At 66.8% G+C, this 14,830-nt stretch carries 14 protein-coding genes; 6 read left to right on the top strand and 8 right to left on the bottom strand.

Annotated elements, in window-relative coordinates; genetic code table 11:
* Nucleotides 1-7: 7 nt before the first annotated feature.
* On the bottom strand, nt 8-331 hold the full coding sequence (locus tag RF637_RS04615; RefSeq protein ID WP_064845396.1) for a putative quinol monooxygenase: 324 nt from the start codon (nt 329-331) through the stop codon (nt 8-10).
* A 134-nt stretch (nt 332-465) separates the two neighbouring features.
* Here RF637_RS04615 and RF637_RS04610 point away from each other — a divergent pair, with 134 nt between their 5' ends.
* Nucleotides 466-1,824, top strand: coding sequence for an MFS transporter (locus RF637_RS04610; RefSeq protein ID WP_206399078.1), 1,359 nt, complete (start codon nt 466-468; stop codon nt 1,822-1,824).
* Between the two features lie 199 nt (nt 1,825-2,023).
* Here the strand turns inward: RF637_RS04610 and RF637_RS04605 are convergent, their stop codons facing one another.
* The 3 genes from RF637_RS04605 to RF637_RS04595 form a co-directional block, all read right to left on the bottom strand.
* Complete coding sequence (locus RF637_RS04605) at nt 2,024-2,215, bottom strand: CsbD family protein (protein ID WP_035965533.1); 192 nt, start codon at nt 2,213-2,215, stop codon at nt 2,024-2,026.
* A gap of 194 nt (nt 2,216-2,409) precedes the next feature.
* Nucleotides 2,410-3,372, bottom strand: a complete 963-nt coding sequence (locus tag RF637_RS04600; protein ID WP_239320055.1) for a hypothetical protein — start codon at nt 3,370-3,372, stop codon at nt 2,410-2,412.
* A gap of 121 nt (nt 3,373-3,493) precedes the next feature.
* A complete protein-coding gene (locus tag RF637_RS04595) occupies nt 3,494-3,961 on the bottom strand; it encodes a MarR family winged helix-turn-helix transcriptional regulator (protein ID WP_144931903.1) in 468 nt (155 codons plus the stop codon).
* A 183-nt stretch (nt 3,962-4,144) separates the two neighbouring features.
* Between RF637_RS04595 and RF637_RS04590 the strand changes: the two genes are divergently transcribed.
* The gene (locus tag RF637_RS04590) at nt 4,145-4,615 is read left to right on the top strand and encodes a MaoC family dehydratase (RefSeq protein WP_368844258.1); all 471 of its coding nucleotides are present in this window, start codon (nt 4,145-4,147) and stop codon (nt 4,613-4,615) included.
* 104 nt (nt 4,616-4,719) lie between these two features.
* On the opposite strand, the gene RF637_RS04585 is transcribed toward RF637_RS04590, so the two are convergent.
* A complete protein-coding gene (locus tag RF637_RS04585; protein WP_368844257.1) occupies nt 4,720-5,592 on the bottom strand; it encodes an NAD(P)-dependent oxidoreductase in 873 nt (290 codons plus the stop codon).
* A gap of 778 nt (nt 5,593-6,370) precedes the next feature.
* On the opposite strand from RF637_RS04585, the gene RF637_RS04580 reads away from it, so the two are divergent.
* Nucleotides 6,371-7,210, top strand: coding sequence for a hypothetical protein (locus RF637_RS04580; protein WP_368844256.1), 840 nt, complete (start codon nt 6,371-6,373; stop codon nt 7,208-7,210).
* A gap of 110 nt (nt 7,211-7,320) precedes the next feature.
* Here RF637_RS04580 and RF637_RS04575 read toward each other — a convergent pair whose 3' ends face one another.
* Nucleotides 7,321-8,115, bottom strand: coding sequence for a nuclear transport factor 2 family protein (locus RF637_RS04575; protein WP_368844255.1), 795 nt, complete (start codon nt 8,113-8,115; stop codon nt 7,321-7,323).
* Between the two features lie 31 nt (nt 8,116-8,146).
* Nucleotides 8,147-9,565 (bottom strand): gamma-aminobutyraldehyde dehydrogenase, encoded by a 1,419-nt coding sequence (locus tag RF637_RS04570; RefSeq protein WP_368844254.1) that lies wholly within the window; start codon nt 9,563-9,565, stop codon nt 8,147-8,149.
* A gap of 250 nt (nt 9,566-9,815) precedes the next feature.
* On the opposite strand from RF637_RS04570, the gene RF637_RS04565 reads away from it, so the two are divergent.
* Complete coding sequence (locus tag RF637_RS04565; protein ID WP_035960951.1) at nt 9,816-10,199, top strand: RNA-binding S4 domain-containing protein; 384 nt, start codon at nt 9,816-9,818, stop codon at nt 10,197-10,199.
* Here the strand turns inward: RF637_RS04565 and mptB are convergent.
* A complete protein-coding gene (gene mptB, locus RF637_RS04560) occupies nt 10,196-11,758 on the bottom strand; it encodes a polyprenol phosphomannose-dependent alpha 1,6 mannosyltransferase MptB (RefSeq protein WP_144997489.1) in 1,563 nt (520 codons plus the stop codon). The two genes, RF637_RS04565 and mptB, sit on opposite strands and share 4 nt — an antisense overlap.
* A gap of 294 nt (nt 11,759-12,052) precedes the next feature.
* On the opposite strand from mptB, the gene RF637_RS04555 reads away from it, so the two are divergent.
* Nucleotides 12,053-13,378, top strand: a complete 1,326-nt coding sequence (locus RF637_RS04555; RefSeq protein WP_368844253.1) for a glycosyltransferase 87 family protein — start codon at nt 12,053-12,055, stop codon at nt 13,376-13,378.
* A 130-nt stretch (nt 13,379-13,508) separates the two neighbouring features.
* The gene (locus RF637_RS04550; RefSeq protein WP_144932019.1) at nt 13,509-14,819 is read left to right on the top strand and encodes a glycosyltransferase 87 family protein; all 1,311 of its coding nucleotides are present in this window, start codon (nt 13,509-13,511) and stop codon (nt 14,817-14,819) included.
* Nucleotides 14,820-14,830 lie beyond the last annotated feature (11 nt).

Raw genomic sequence — 14,830 nt, 5'->3', positions numbered from 1 at the left:
CAATGCCTCAGCCCTCGACGGTGACTTCACCCATCTCATCCCAGCCGTCACCGTCGATCTGGCGGGAGATGATGCGCGGGGTGCGGACGAGGTACGGCGGGAACTTCTCGGTCATGGCGGTGAAGTGCTCGGACTTCACGTGGGCCTCGGCGGCGTCGTCCTCGAAGGCCTCCACGAGCACGTACTCGTTGGGGTTGTCCAGGCTGCGGGACCAGTCGAACCACTTGTTGCCCGGCTCCTGGCGGGTCGCGGCAGTGAAGTCCGCGACGATCTCGGGCCAGCGCTCGGCGTACTCGTCCTTGACCTCGAACTTGACCACGATGAAGATCATTGCACTGCTCCTGTCCTGGGGTGTGACACGTCCCGTGCCGGTTCCATGCCGTGCCCCAGTATAAGTCGGCGGCTCGCCGTCATGCGGCGTCACGGCGGCCGCGGGAGGAGCGAACCGTGGGCTAGTGTGCAGACATGAGTAGCGCACCTACCCATCTGCCCGTCACGCACGAGCAGCGTGTCACCGCTCGCCGCGCCGTGGTCGCGTCCTCGATCGGTAACGCGCTCGAGTGGTTCGACATCATCGTCTACTCGTCCCTCGCGGTCGTGATTTCCGCGCTGTTCTTCGAGTCGGATTCGATCGGACAGGTCACGGGCACCCTGCTGACGTTCGGTACGTTCGCGCTGTCGTACCTGATCCGCCCGCTCGGTGCCCTGGTGCTGGGCTCCTACGCGGACCGCCACGGTCGCCGCCCGGCCCTGACCATCACGATTGCCCTGATGATGCTCGGCACGCTCATCATGCTGCTCGCCCCCACGGCGGCGGTCATCGGCCCCGCGGCAGCGCTGCTCATCCTGCTCGCCCGCCTGATCCAGGGCTTCTCCGCCGGTGGCGAGTTCGGCACGGCCACCGCGTTCCTGATCGAGAACGCCCCCGACAAGCGCGCCTTCTACGGGTCGTGGCAAGTGGCGACCCAAGGCCTTGCGATCCTGATGGCCTCCGGTTTCGGGTTCGCGCTGCACACCCTGCTGAGCCACGACGCGCTGTACTCGTGGGGCTGGCGCATCCCTTACCTCTTCGGCCTGCTCATCGGCCCCGTGGGTCTCTACATCCGCTTGCGCATGGACGAGACCCCGGACTTCCGGGCGTTGCAGGACGAGCGTGCGCGAGCGGCGTCGTCGCCCTCGGAGAGCACGGGTACAACGACGCCGCCCCGCCCGTCCCTCGGGCGCGGTCCCCTCGCGCAGACCATCGTCCACTCCGCCGGCCGGTGGCTCACGGCCGCAGGTGTGGTGGGCCTGGCGTCCATGTCCGTGTACACGATCCTGTTCATGCCCACGTACTCGATCCAGAACTTTGACCTGCCCTCGTGGGCCGCGTACTTGGGCGGTGTGGTGGCCGGCGCGGTGACCCTGGTGGGCTCCCCGTTCGTGGGGCACCTCGCGGACCGCGTGGGACCTGCCCGGGTCATGCTCGTGGCCTCCGCGGTGGGCATCGTGGTGGTGTACCCGCTGTTCCTGTGGTTGGTCGCGGTCCCGACCGTGGCTACCCTAACCGTGGTGCAAGCGGTGCTGGGCGTGATCATGGCCCTGTACTTCGGCCCCATGCCCGCGCTGCTCACCGACATGTTCCCCACGCAGATCCGCACCACGGGGATGTCCGTGGCCTACAACCTGGGCGTCACGGTGTTCGGGGGATTCGCACCCCTCGTGCTCGCGTGGCTCGTGAGCTCCACCGGCTCTCTGACCTCACCGAGCATCTACTACGCGGTGGTGGCGGCCCTATCCCTGGTGTGCCTGCTGATCGCGCGCAAGCGGTTCGCGGTGCGGTGATCCGGACCCACTGCAGCCCCTGCTTTATCTGAGTAGAAGCAGGATTCGGTGCCCCGAAGCTGCTTTTGCTCCACTAATGCAGGGGTGGTGGGGCGGAGTGCACGACAGGCGCCGTTGCCGGCGGTGGGGCGGGCAGACGAAAGGCCCCCGTCGTGTTCACGACGAGGGCCCTCCGGTCGAAAGGTGGCGGGTGCGGATCTCAGCCCAGCCCGTCCTTCAGATTCTTGCCGGCGTCTTTGATGTTCTCCACGGACTGCTTGGCGCCACCGGAAGCTTTCTCCCCGGCACCCTCAGCTTGCAGATCTGCGTTGTCCGTGGCGTCACCAAGCTTTTCCTTGGCGGAACCGGAAGCCTTCTCCGCAGCATTACTGATCTTGTCACCGAGTCCCATAGGCACTTCCTTCCGTGGAGCGAACAGGTCCTCATAATCTAGACCCGACATCCCGGCCGGGGGAAGACATGGCGCGGAACAATTTCCTGGGAGCACCCGCTTCGAAAGCTCGGGAGTGGCGGGCCTTCCGGCCCGGGCGACTCACCGGAACCGCGGTGTCTGCCGAACCAAAAGACTCCGCCAGCCCGAGCGGCTCACTGGTAGGACACGAACCACGGCTTGGGCGTCAGCTCGAAGGTCTGCTTGGGGGTGAACGTGGGGGTGTCCTCGTCGTAGAAGTTCTTCCACGCCATGCGGATCCCCCGGGGCAGCTCGTGCTGCAGAGCGTCCCACGTGGACATCTTCAGATCCGGGGTGCCGTGTCCGTCCGCATGCAGGAGGAACGCGAGCTCGGGGTGGTCCGTCGTGATGGCCTCACGGTTCTGGATCATGGGCATGGAGAACTGGTGCAGGATCAGGGTCTTCTGGGGCAGGCCGTTCTCGGTCGTGAGCCGGGCGAGCCACTGCGTGGTCTCGTTGATCTCCTGAGCGCTCACGGACCCGATCTGCTGCAGCGGGTACTGCCCGGGCCCCAGCCGCCACTCGGGGTCCAGGGCCAGGCCCACGTTGGGCCGCTTGAGCAGTTCCTCGTACCGCTTGGCCTGGGACAGGAAGTCCGAGCGGCCGGGCTGCAGGTCCAGGACCACGTAGATCCCGTGCTTCTGCGCGGCCTCGATGTACGGCATGAGGCGCTCCACGGGAGCCTCGCTGGAGAAGTCGCCGTCCGGTCCCGGGTCGGAGGAGGCGGTGGTCGCGATGATCTCGAACGCCGGGATCACTTTCTCCTGGCTGTAGGGCTCGTACTGCTTGGCCAGCTCGATCGCCCGCTCGGCGGATTCCTCCGGCCCCTGCTCACCCAGCGCGCCCAGCCCCGGGGTGCCCGGGTGTCCGTAGAGCGCCACGAACCGGCGCTCGGGGAACAGGGTGGTGCCCCCGCCGATCAGCTCTGGCGGCTGGGTGGGCGTGGGTGTCGCGCTGGGCTGTTCGGTCGCGGTGGACGACGTCGCTGCGGTACCGTTCGCGGCGTCGTCGCCCCCCGCGTCGCCGCCGGAACCGCAACCGGTGAGCAGCAGCATGGCGCAGAGGGCGGAAAGGGCGGCGGGGGCGACGGAGCGCATGGTGCGTGACCTCGATCGGTAGGGGGAGCGCGGGGGAGTCGAGTGTGCTGGTTCCACGGTACGTGTTCGCGGGCGTGAACACCCGGAATCCCGGGGCGGGCGGGGCCGTATGACGGTGCGCTCAGCCCAGTGCCACGCGCTGCAGCAAGTCCAACAGGGTGGCCCGTTCGTCCTCGCTCAGGGGTGCCATTGTCCCGTCCGTGCAGCGGTCCACCGCGGCGCGCGCACGCCGGTAGAGCTCGCGGCCCTTGTCCGTGGGCTCGATCAACTTGGAGCGGCGATCATTGGGGTCGGTGCGCCGCACTACGGCCCCGCGACGCTCGAGGGAATCCACGATCAGCACGATCTGGCTGGGGTCCAGGACAAGGTACCTGCTCAGGTCCCGCTGGGACGGGTGCAGGTCCGAACACACGAGGGACAGGGCCGAGTAATGGCGCACCTTCAGGTCCAGTTCCCCCAGGGCCCGGTTGGCGGACGCGGAAGCCAGGGAACTCGCCCGGGCCATGAGGAACACCGGCTCGCTCGCGAGATCACTCGTCCTCAGGTCCGGCGCTGGGTCAAGGGCGTCCTGCGGAAGGGGGGTGGTCATGTCGCTGCTCCTGGGTGTCGTGTCGTGACGTGCTCCGTGCGGTGGGCGGGGGGTGGGACCGTCCGCCGAAGGATCATGGTGGATAATCTTAACCGTTGGTAATCTCAATTAAATACGGTCCCATGAAAGAAACATGCGGTGACGCCCATCACCGCCGGAGCAGAACCCCAGAGGGAGCATGTCATGACCGCCAGGACCGTTGTTCTGTTCGACGAGGTGGCCGAGCTCGCGGGGAAGGATTTGGGCTACTCCGAGCGGCGCGAGATCACCCAGGACCAGGTGAACCTGTTCGCGGACGCCACCGATGACCACCAGTGGATCCACACCGATCCGGAGAAGGCCGCGGACGGTCCGTTCGGTGGGCCCATCGCACACGGGTTCTTGACCCTGTCGCTGCTGATCCCCATGTGGTCCGAGCTCTTCGACGTGTCCGACGTGAAGACCAAGGTCAGCTACGGCGTGGACAAGGTCCGTTTCACGTCACCGGTGAAGGTGGGCGCACGCATCCGGATGACCGTGACCATCGCGGAGGTCTCGGAGGTCTCGGAGGTCAAGGGCAACGGCCTGCACCTCGTGGCGGATGCGACGATCGAGATCGAGGGGGAGGAGCGCCCCGCGGCGGTGGCGCGCTTCCTGAACCGGTTCTACAAGTAGGGTTCAGGGCCCCTCACTACATTCCTGCCCCGATAATGCACGCTACGACGCTGTGGCGTGCATTATCGGGGCACAGGTGTTCTCAGGGGTGGGTCCCAGGTCGTTCACTTCTCGGTTCTGTCCGCGATCCACTTCTGGAACACCGCGGAGTCCTGCTCGCCCAGCCCCCCATCGATGAGCTGTTGCGCCGCGGCCACGATGGGCCCGCCCAGCACCGACGTGGTTCCGGTGGCACGGGCGGCATCCAGGTACGCGGAGACGTCCTTGTGAACGAAGGCCGCCTGCGCGGACACCGAGTAGTCGTGGGCCACGAGCTTGGGAGTCTTGTCCGCCAGGATGGTGGATCCCGCGTAGCCGCCCTGGAGCAGGTCCAGCAGTGTGGCCAGGTCCAGTCCGGCCCGTTCGGCCACGACGCTGGCCTCGGAGATCGCCACGATCTCCGCCGCGCAGATCAGCTGGTTGCACGCCTTCGCTACCTGCCCGGCCCCCAGCGGCCCCAGGTGGACGGGGCGACCGCACGAGGACAGAACGTCCGAGACCAGGCCTGCGGCGGCGGCGTCGCCACCCACCATGACGGACAGGTCCCCGCGGATCGCCCCGGCCTCCCCGCCGCTGATGGGCGCGTCCACGAACTCGACACCCGAGGTGTCCCGGTGCCAGCGGGTGATGTCCACGGGGGAGACGGTGGAGCTGATCGCCAGGACCAGGCGGTCGTGGTCGGCGTCGCGCTCGCGGGCGCCCTCAGCGAGTTCTTCCAGCACGCCGTCGATTTCCGGGGCGCCGGGCACCAACAGGATCACGACGTCGCACTGGCGCGCCATGTGCCGCGGCGTGTCCACCGCGCGGGCCCCCGGGGCCTTGGGGAGGCTGCGATGCAGAACCACCACGTCGTGCCCGGCGCTGATGATGTGCCCGGCCATGGGCTTGCCCATGGATCCGAGACCGATGATTCCCACGGTGTGCGGTGACGGGCTCATGCTGCGGCTCCTCGCGACGGTGACGGGTGGTCCCATCATGCCCCGAATGCTGGCGCCGGCGTCCAGGGGTGGGGGCGAATTACCTCGAACAGAAATGCCGAAATGAGGATGGGCGTCGTACTGCCGGGAAAATTCTATGCAATCTTTGATTTGGTGGAACTGGGTGGCAGTGGGTTATCGCCATGGGAGGTGCCGAGGGTGCATCCAGCCCTTATGGGTGGGATATTTATGACTGGATTTATGACTGCATTACGTGCATTGCGGGGCCGCGCCCCAATATCCGGCGTCTCGAGCGTTTGGTCATCGGCGTCGGCGTGGATCATCCGGGTCAGATGGCCGGTTGGAGCCGCCGCACAGTGCGGATTTAAGGACACTTCCGAAAAAGTAAATGAGGCCAGCAACCAGAAGGATAAGCAATATCGAACCGATAAGAATGGCTAGGTGATCCATTATTCACTCCTCGCACGTCGTGAAGTCCATTGTCATGTGTATTGATGGGGATTCAGTCTAGCAGGATCACCCTCATGAAAATAGTGTGGTACTTCATTCGCATTTCTTCTTCGAAACGGACAGGGAATGCCGGCCATTGATTGGGCGATGCACGGGGGTAGGTCATGGAGCCTCCCGCAGTCATGCTCACCACCCGCACCCGGGGGCGTAATGACATCTCACGGAGGGGCGGTCTGGGGCTGGAACCGCCGGGCCCACCCGGAGGGACGAGGGAACCGGTGGGGCCGATGGTACGACCGAACGGAAGACCGAGCACCCGCACCACGGTGTGGCGCTCGAGCTGACCGACGGCACACTGTTCACGACCCAGGGCACGGAGGATGAACGGCACACCGCGCGCGTGCTTGGCAAGGACGGCGCCGTCAAGGCCGAGACGACGGACTGCCCGGGCGTGCACGGTGAGGCGGCGGCCGCGCCGGGAGCGAGCACCGACACCGTGATGGCGGGTTGCGAGAACGGGCCCGTGATCTATCGGGACGGGACGTTCCACAAGGTGGCCGTGGCGGACGCCTACGCGCGCTCGGGCAACCTCGCAGGTTCGGAGAGGTCGCCGATCGTGCTCGGCGACTACAAGGTGGACGAGGATGCCGAGCAGGAGTGCCCCACGCGAGTGGCCCTCTTCGACACCCGGGACGGGTCGCACCGGCTGGTGGACCTGAGCTCGTCCTACTGGTTCCGTTCGCTGGCCCGCGGGCCGGAGGGTGAGGCTTTGGTGCTCACGTACGACGGCAAGCTCAACGTGATCGACGTGGAGTCCGGAAAGGTGGTCCGGAAGATCGACGTGATCCAGTCGTGGGAGGAGAAGGCGGACTGGCAGGAGGCGGGTCCCGCGATCAAGGTGGCCGGCTCGAGCGCCTACGTGACCGACGCGCAGAACAAGAAACTGCACGTGGTGGATCTGACCAAGGGTGAAGTGGCCAAGACCATCGACCTGCCGCAGACGCCGGTGGAACTCGCGGTGGTGACGGGCAAACCGGAGGCTCCGGCGCGGGAGGAGAAGGCGCACGGACACGTTTCCCACGAGGGTCACGACCATGCCCACGACGACGCCGCTCCCTCAGGGGATGCCCCTGCGGACGCCGGAGGTCACGGCGGGCCCGGGCGCTGACGGTCCCGGATGATGTGCTCCTCGATCACTGGAACAGATCGGGCAGTGGCCCCGTGGACGCCATCACGCGTCCACGGGGCCACTGCATTGTCAGGTCGTCTCGGTCAGGTTCAGTCCGCTACCGACGTGAACGCACCGTGCGGGTGCGCCAGTTCGTCATCCGACGGAACCGGTCCGATGGCGTCCCACAGTTCGACCCACGCGCCGTCCTCGATGCGCCACAGTTCACAGAAGAAGTGGCGGTCACCGGCGATGGATCCTTCCGAGAACGTCAGGACGAAGTTCCCGTCAGCCACCGTGCGGTGCAATGTGTCGTAGGTCAGTGCAGAGCCGTCCTCCTTGAGTTGTTTCAAGAAGTCGACCATGTTCTGCACACCGTCGGCGATGTCACCCGAGTGCTGCGTGAACCGCCCGTCCGAACGCGTGAAATCGCCCGCAGCGTCGTAGTCCTGGCCCTGTAAGAACGTAGCCCAGGCCCGCTTGACGAACTCCCTGTTGGCCTCGGTGTCGGCGGATGCGTCCACCTCCGTGGGGCCGTCCAGCTGGGTGTGGCCCGACTCGTTGGGTGGTGTCTGATCCACCAGGCCGTCCCAGTGCTCCACGATCTTGCCGTCGGCCACGCGGTAGATGTCGAACCCCACGAACACGGTGTCCGGATCCAACCCGGGATAGGCACCGTGCAGCGCGACCAAACCGGCCTTTTCGTCCACGACTACGCGCGCGACGTCGTGCCTCAGACCCTCGCCCGCGTCGGTGACCAGCTCCCGCAGGCCTTCCTTACCGTTGGCCACGAGCGGCGAATGCTCCACGTATTCCTCGGCGAAATTGCGGTCCAGGGTGCTCAGGTCGTGCTCGGTGAACAGCTCGCGGTCAGCGGTGAGCACGAGCTCTCGAATGTCGGTCATGATGCGCTCCTTCCCTCGTTCGTTCCCGCCGTCAGTCCAACGAGCTCATCACGTGCTTGACGCGGGTGTACTCCTCCACTGCGTACTTGGAGAGGTCCTTGCCGTAGCCGGAGTGCTTGAAGCCGCCGTGGGGCATCTCGGCGACCAACGGGATGTGGGTGTTGATCCATACGCAGCCGTAGTCCAGATCGCGGGACATCCGCAACGCGCGGCCGTGATCCTTGGTCCACACGGACGACGCCAATCCGTATTCCACCCCGTTCGCCATCTCCACGGCCTGCTCCTCCGTGGAGAAGGTCTGGACGGTGATGACGGGACCGAAGATCTCATTCTGAATGGCCTCGTCCTCCTGCTTGAGATCCGCCACGATGGTCGGCTCGAAGAAGAAGCCGGGCCCGTCCGCCTGCTTGCCGCCCGTGGTCACGGTGGCGTGCTCCGGCAAACGATCGATGAACCCGGACACCTGTTCGAGCTGCTTGGCGTTGTTGAGCGGGCCGTAGAGGATGTCCTCCTTGTCCGGGGTGCCGAATGCCGTGTCCTTCGCGGCCTGGGTGATCTTCTCCAGGAACTCGTCACGGACCGATCCCTCCACGAGGATGCGGGTGGAGGCGGTGCAGTCCTGGCCGGCATTGAAGAAACCGGCTTCTGCGAGCGTGGCGGCGGCGGAGTCCAGGTCCGCGTCCCCGAACACCACGCAGGGCGCCTTTCCGCCCAGTTCCAAGTGAGCGCGCGTGAGGTTCTTCGCTGCGGATGCGGCGACAGCCAGACCGGCTCGGATCGAGCCGGTGATGGAGACGAGTCCCGCCGTGCGGTGTGACACGACCGTTTCCCCGGTCTTGGCATCGCCCAGGACGATGTTGAAGGTGCCTTCAGGAAGGAACTCCGAGGCGATTTCAGCGAACAGCAGTGTCGACTCCGGAGTCGTGTCCGATGGTTTCAACACGATGGTGTTGCCTGCGGCCAGGGCTGGCCCCACTTTCCAGACGGCCATCATGAGGGGATAGTTCCACGGCGTCACCTGGCCCACCACGCCGATCGGTTCCCGGCGGATCACGGAGTTGAGACCCTCCATGTATTCGCCACTCGCGAGGCCCTCCATCAAGCGGGCTGCGCCGGCGAAGAAGCGGATCTGGTCCGCGGAGACATCGACTTCCTCGGACTGGATCAGGTACTTGGGTTGGCCCGTGTCGCGAGATTGCGCGTCCACGAGTTCGGACCCCCGTGCTTCGAGGGCGTCGGCGATGCGCAGCATGGCGAGTTGTCGCGCACCGGGGGTCATGCGCCCCCATGTCTTCGATGCTTTAGCGGCTGCCTCGTACGCGGCATTCACATCTTGCTCGTTCGAGTTGGGGGACTGTTCCGTCACCTCACCGGTAGCCGGGTTGACCAGGTCGAAGGATTCCTCGGATGCGGATTCCACATAGGTGTTGTTAATGAAGTTCTTGAGCATGAGTGCTCAACCCCCGTTCTCAACTGCCTCTGCGTCTTTCGCAGATGCTTCGGGGCTCACGTCCTTGTGAAGCCCCGCTCCCACCGTACCCACCGCGGCGTGAGATTGCTCACAAAGAGCCAGGGGTTCCCGTGTGCGCGCCGAAACCAGCACAGGGATGGTTTGGTGATGGTTCATGACCCGGGTGATCCATTGACCCCACTGGGGGCTTGCGGGAGCGACGTCGTCGTCCCCGAGTACCGTGGACCCCATGAACGCCCCAGCCAACGAACCCGGTAGCGCCCGCCTGGACGTGTGGTTGTGGTCGGTGCGGTTGTTCAAGACCCGCTCCGCCGCCACGACCGCGTGCCGCGCGGGACACGTGCGGCTCAACGGCGCCCCCGTGAAGGCCGCCCAGCCGGTGCGGGTGGGGGATCGGGTGAGTGTGCGCCGCCCGGGGTGGCAGCAGGAGTTCCAGGTCACCAAGCTCATCGTCAAGCGTGTGGGCGCCCCCGTGGCGGCCCAGTGCTACATCGACCACTCCCCGCCGCGGCCCGCGGAACTCAGCGTGCCGGTGGCCCGCCGGGACCGTGGGGCGGGGCGGCCCACCAAGAAGGACCGCCGCGAGCTCGAAAGGCTCAGGGGCCTGCGTTAGTCCTTGTGCGCCGTCGTACCCGCGGCCACCTGAGGGGGGCCGGGATCCACCCAGCCCCGGAACCCACCGTGGGTCAGCAGGGTGCGGGTGCGGGGATCGATCAGCGCCAGGTAGAGCGTGAAGGCCACCGTGATCACGAACGCCACCTGGGACACGCTCACGCTGAGGTCGATGAACGGCCACACGGACAGCTGGTCCTGGGCACCGAAGACCACGAAGAACGTGATCACGATGTACAGGATGCGGATCTGCCAGTTGTCCTTGATGCCGGTCGCGGCCAGCAGGGGGATGAGCCACAGGATGTACCAGGGCTGGATGATGGGGGACAGCAGCACCACGGCGGAGAACGCGAGGGCCATCCGCCGCACGATCCTGCGGTCCTCGCCCACGAACATCAGCACGAGGACCAGGGCGATGGCCGCGTACTGCAGCACCTGACGGAACACCGATGCGAGGGCGTCCCCCGGCAGGCCGAAGAAGTTTCCCACGCGCTCCACCTGTTGTCCCAGGAACCCGGACGGCGAGTACCCCGTGTACCCCGGGGTGGGGTCCAACAGGGCCCAGGCCCAGCCCAGACCGAGGTTATCCGCGTAACCGCTCACCGCGAGGATCCCGAAACTGAGGAGCGCGGTGGCCGCCCAGATGACGAACCGCCGCGGCCACGAGGCACCCTTGCCCGCCCAGAGCAGACCGATGAACGGCAGCAGCAGGATGGTGATGGGTTTGATCCCGATGGACCCCGTGACCAGAAGTATGCCCAGCAGGGGATATTTTGTGGCCGCGGCGTATACGCCGGCCACGGCGAGGCCCACCATGAGTGCGTCGTTGTGGGCGCTGGCCACGAAGCTGATGAGGAACAGCGGGTTGGCCACGGCGATCCAGAGAGCCCGGGCACCGTTGATCCCGTGCAGGCGCGCGAGCTTGGGCACGTAGATCATGCACAGCACCACTCCCACGTACGCCACCGCCCGGAACAGCATCACGGAGGCGTCCGGCTGGGCGTTGGTCAACCGGACGACCCCGGCGGCGATCCACAGGAAGTAGGGGCCGTACGGGGTGCGGGCCTCCGCCCATTCCGGATCCGCGCCCAGCATGAACCAGTTGTCGAGCGAGGAGATCCCCTCCACGTACGGGTCCTTGCCGGCCAGCATCAACCGGCCCTGACCGATGTACGCGTACACGTCCCGCGAGTAGATGGGAACGGCGAGGAACAGGGGCAGGGACCATGCGATCACGGCGATCATCACGGTGCGCAACGACCCGTGCGGCCATCCCCGCAGGCGTTGACCGAGGCGCAACCACGATCGGATGAGCAGCATGGCGCCCACGGTGAGCAGCACGGTGCACCCGTACACGCCCCACACGTTCACGCGCAGTTCGATGACCAGGGGGTGCCGGACCATGGGGGAGCCGTTGGCGATCCACCCGGTCCCCACGGACCCCACGAGCATCATGAGCGAACCAATGACGCCCTGGATGATCGCCATGTGGGCGCGCGAATCATTCTTGGCGGTGGAGCCGGTGTGCGCGGGAGAGGGGCGAGAACCGGTCGCGGTCATGGATTCCAGCCCCCTCAGCCAACCAGTGGTGGGCGAGCCGAGGTGTCCAGCGGCTCCGACCCCTGACTTTACAGGACGGTTTGCACTCGAACAGTGCGCGTTCTGGGGGTTCCCTGGGGGCGGGGTGAGCGCATCATGGCGCCGTATGCGGTCCCCGGAGTGGTTCCCCATAGAATCGGAACCGGTATGTCCGAGGCGCCGGGACCCTCGGGCGCCGCACGCCCCCGAACAGGACCAGTGCACACCCCCGGACCAGAACAGAATCCCGCGCGCATTCGGACAAGGACCTCATCCGTGCCCACAGAGAGATATTTCACGGCCGCCACCCGGGCACGGGACGCCGTGCTCCCCCGCGCCGCGCAGGATCGTCTGATGACACCGGGCGCGCTGCTCGTGGGGTTCCTGCTGGTGCACGTGGGCTTCCTGATTTTTGCCCTGATCGTCTCGCTGCAGGGCAATGCCTTCAGCGACACCAACATCTACCGCGCGTGGGCGGAAGCGGGTTTCGACGACCGCAACATCGCGTACGGTCCCAGCCCCTGGGTGTACCCCGTGCTCGCGCAGATCCCCATGGGACTCGCGGGCATCGCGGGACCGGGCCCGTACTTCTTCCTGTGGGTGCTCATCATCGCGGTGCTCAACGCCGTGGCCATGGGCAAACTGACCGACTGGGGTCGTAACCGTGCCGCACTGCCCGCTGGCTGGTGGTGGCTCGTGTTCATCCTGCTCATGGGCTGGCTGGGCTTTGCGCGCGTGGACGGTCTCACGGCCCCGCTCGTGCTGCTGGGCCTGGTCTACGGGGTGTCCCGCCCGTTCGTGGCCTCCACGATCCTCAGCCTGGCCACGTGGATCAAGGTCTGGCCGGCCGCCGTCGTGATCGCCCTGTTGACCGCCGCACGACGCCGCGGCGCCGTGTTGCTCGCCGGGATCCTGGTCACGCTGTTCGCCGTGGCGGCCGCGTTCGTGTCCGGATCACCGCGCCAGATCGCGGACTTCATGACCCAGCAGGGCGACCGCGGCATGCAGCTCGAGGCCACGTTCAGCACCCCGTGGCTGTGGCTCTCGGTGCTGGGTGTGGGTGATTCCCGCATGTACATGAACACGGACATCAACTCGATGCAGGTCAGCGGCCCCGGCTCGGACGTGATGTCCCGGCTCATGCAGCCGCTGTTCGTGGTGGCCGCCGTGGTGGTCGTGGTGCTGATCGCCCGCGGGCTGCGTCGCGGCGTGCACGCCGGTGCCCTGGACCGCACGGCCCTGTTCCTCGCGGGTTCGCTGACCATGGTCACGGCCTTCATCGTGTTCAACAAGGTGGGCTCGCCCCAGTTCATGGTGTGGCTGGGCCCCGTGATCGCGGTGGGCCTGGTGCACAACTGGAAAGTGTGGCGCACCCCGGCGTTCCTCGCGGTGCTGATCGCGATCGCCACGTTCTTCATCTACCCGCTCTTCTACACCGCGCTGAGCCACAACAACCCCGTCATGGCCGGCGTGCTGACCCTGCGCAACCTGCTGCTCGTGGTCCTGCTGTCGTGGTCCGCGCGCGGGCTGTACCGGCTGGGGTCCGCCGGGCCCGCCGGTTCCGCCGCGAAGGGAGGCCCGGTTGCCGGCCCGCACGCCTGACGACGACGCGGCTCCCGCCCCCGGGGACGCCCACCGCACCTCGGTGCCGCGCACGGGTGCCCCCGCGGCACCCACTGGCGGAGCCACCGCGCACCCCGAGGCTGCCTCTGCCGACGACGCCGCTCACTCGGTGACGGGCGCGCGGCCCGGGCCGCAGCGCCGTCGTCCGCAGGAGTGGCTGAACCGCCCCGCCGCCGTGTGGGTGGGCTTCGCGGTGGTGCACGTGTACTTCCTGTGCTGGATGGCAACGTTCTTCCTGCACGGGTGGGCCTTCAGCGACACCGAGCAGTACCGCGAATGGGCGATGGCCGGGTACAACGCGCCCGACCAGGGTTCCGTCAGCCCGTGGGTCTACCCCGTGCTCGCGCAGGTGCCCATCATGTTCCCGAGGATCGCGGGCTACGGCCTCTACCTTCTGGCGTGGACGCTCATGATCACCGCATTGAACGCCGTGGCCATGTGGTTCCTCCTCCACCGCGCCCCGCGCAGCGGTGTGCTGGCCGGGTGGTGGTGGGTCGTCTTCACCGTGTTCCTGGGGTACCTCAGCTTCGCGCGTGTGGAGGGTGTGGCGGCGCCGATCGTGTTCATCGGCCTGCTCTACGCCGTGCGCCATCCGGTGGTGGGATCGGCGCTGCTGAGCATCGCCACGTGGATCAAGGTGTGGCCGGCCGCGGTGCTGCTGGCCATGGTCATCGCGCTCAAACAGCGCGTGCGCATCATCACGGCGGGCGTGGTGGTCACGCTGTTCGTGGTGCTGGGCGTGCTGGTGCTCGGCGGGATCGAGCGGATCGCGGACTTCCTGCTCAACCAAGGCTCCCGCGGGATGCAGCTCGAGGCCACGTTCTCCACGCCGTGGGTGTGGGCCGCTGTCCTGGGGCTCGCCGACTCCCGGATCGCGGACAACACCGCGATCAACTCCACCGAGGTCTACGGTCCCGGTGTGGAGGTCATAGCCTCCCTCATGCAGCCGCTGCTGCTCATGGCCGTTCTCGTTGCCGCGGTGCTGCTCATCCGGGCACTGCGGCGCGGTGCGGACAGGGCGCGCCTGGTCCACGCCGGATCCTTGCTGCTGACCATCGTGCTGATCGTGTTCAACAAGGTGGGCTCCCCGCAGTTCATGATCTGGCTGGCCCCGGTGATCATGGTGGGTCTGCTGCACGACCGCGTCCGGTGGCGTATCCCGGCCTTACTGACCCTGGGCATCGCGGCGACCACGTTCGTGATCTACCCGCTGTTCTACACGCCGCTGATCCACGCGAACCCGGTCATGGCCGGGGTGCTGACCCTGCGTAACGTGCTGCTCGTGATCCTCCTGGGTTGGACCGTGCGGCGGATCTGGCAGCTGGGTGCGCCCGCGGCGGCCGGGGCCCGGCCCGGTGCCACTGTGTTGAATGCGGAGGAGCCAAGCGCCAAAGATAAGAAGTCATCCCCGCGACGATAGCCAAACGCCGG

The sequence above is a fragment of the Kocuria sp. CPCC 204721 genome (assembly GCF_040980945.1).
In the GTDB taxonomy this organism is placed as follows: domain Bacteria; phylum Actinomycetota; class Actinomycetes; order Actinomycetales; family Micrococcaceae; genus Kocuria; species Kocuria marina.
Note: the sequence above shows the minus strand (reverse complement) of the source record. Positions and strands in the feature narration are given on the sequence as shown.